1 protein-coding gene is annotated in these 1,544 nt (G+C 60.3%); it reads right to left on the reverse strand.

The features are described from left to right. Positions 1-1,544: AMP-binding protein (locus JNN07_07610; protein ID MBL9167593.1), on the reverse strand; the 1,544-nt coding region annotated here is incomplete at both ends.

Consider the following 1,544-nt stretch of genomic DNA (forward strand, 5'->3'; position numbering starts at 1 on the left):
CCCTCCTCGTAGATATATCCCCTCTGCTGCGGGAACGAGATGGAGACCCCGCCGGCGAGAGCGACATCACATTGGTGAGATTGAAGCGCCCCGCAGGCCTGCACGACGGCCACCAGGGAGGTCGAACATGCAGTTTGGATAGTGATGGCCGGGCCGCGGAGATCGAACTTATAGGCGACCCGAGTGGCCAGGTAATCTTTGTCGTTTCCCACGAGCAGGGGATAGCGATCGACCTGGAACGACCGGGCGAAATCGGAAATGCTCTGCTGGTTTTGCAGAACATGCGCCAGAAAATAGGTATTCAGGCTGGAGCCGGCATACACCCCCACGCGTCCTTGGATCGAGTCGGGCACATATCCTGCCGATTCAAATGTTTCCCAAGCACATTCCAGAAAAAGCCGATGCTGAGGGTCGGTTAATTCCGCGTCGCGCGGGGTGAAGCCGAAAAAACCAGCGTCGAACATCTCGGGATGTTGCAGAGTGCCGCGAGCGCGTACGAATGCGGGGTTCTTTAAGTCGTCGGGGTTGGCACCTGCTTTTAGCAGTTCCTCATCGCTGAAATGCGTGATGCACTCCGTGGCTTGACAAATCTTGATCCACAACTCGGAAACCCCTTCCGCGCCAGGGAACCTTCCTGACATGCCAATGATGGCAATGTCAGGTCGCGCGGAGCCGAGCTCCCCGGCGGGCGACGGAGGCAGGGGCATGCTGCAGCCCACCGCGTCCGGTGTGCTCGAAAGCCCGGCAGCAAACGAGGCTTGAGAGCCCACGCTCGTATGCTGCAGGAGCGAGAGGATCGGAATCTGAACACCCAACGAGTTCTGAAGTCCCTTTTGCAGCTTAGCCAGGAGCAGCGAGTGGCCGCCGACCTCGAAGAAGTTGTCTTCCAAGGTAAATCGGGAATGGCCAAGCACGCTTTCCCAAGTTGCCCTGACGAGTGCTTCTCCAGCCGCTGGTGGCGGGAAAGGTGGAGGATTCTGGTTTCCATGCAGACGGGGGTCCGCAGGGGAAAGAGTAGCTAAGGCTCGCCGGTCAACTTTCCCGCTGGGGGTTAGTGGAATAGAACTCAGGGTGAACAGTTGCGACGGCAGCATGTAATCCGCCAGGCGTGAGCGCGCGAATTCTCGGACCTCTGCCAACGTGACCGACTGGCCAGTCGCCGGTACGACATAGGCGACCAGGGATCGTTCTGCGCCCTCGCCCTGAGCGGCGACGACGCACTCCTTGATGCGGGGCATCGAACCCACGACGGTTTCAATCTCCCCCAGCTCGACCCGGAATCCCCGGATCTTGACCTGGTTGTCAGCGCGTCCGAGGAAACGCAGCCCCCCCTCGGGAAGGAGTTTCGCCAGGTCGCCTGTCCGGTAGAGTCGCCGAGGGGAAGGGGCCAAAGGCAAGGCGACGCTGACGAACCGCTGGGCTGTAAGCTCGGGTTGGTGCAAATAACCTTGAGCCAGGCAGATCCCGCCGATGAACAACTCGCCCGGCTGCCCTTCGGGAACCGGTTGGTTCTGCGAATCCAAAAGGTGCAGCTCGGTGCCGTC

The sequence above is a fragment of the Verrucomicrobiales bacterium genome (assembly GCA_016793885.1).
Taxonomy (GTDB): domain Bacteria; phylum Verrucomicrobiota; class Verrucomicrobiia; order Limisphaerales; family UBA11320; genus UBA11320.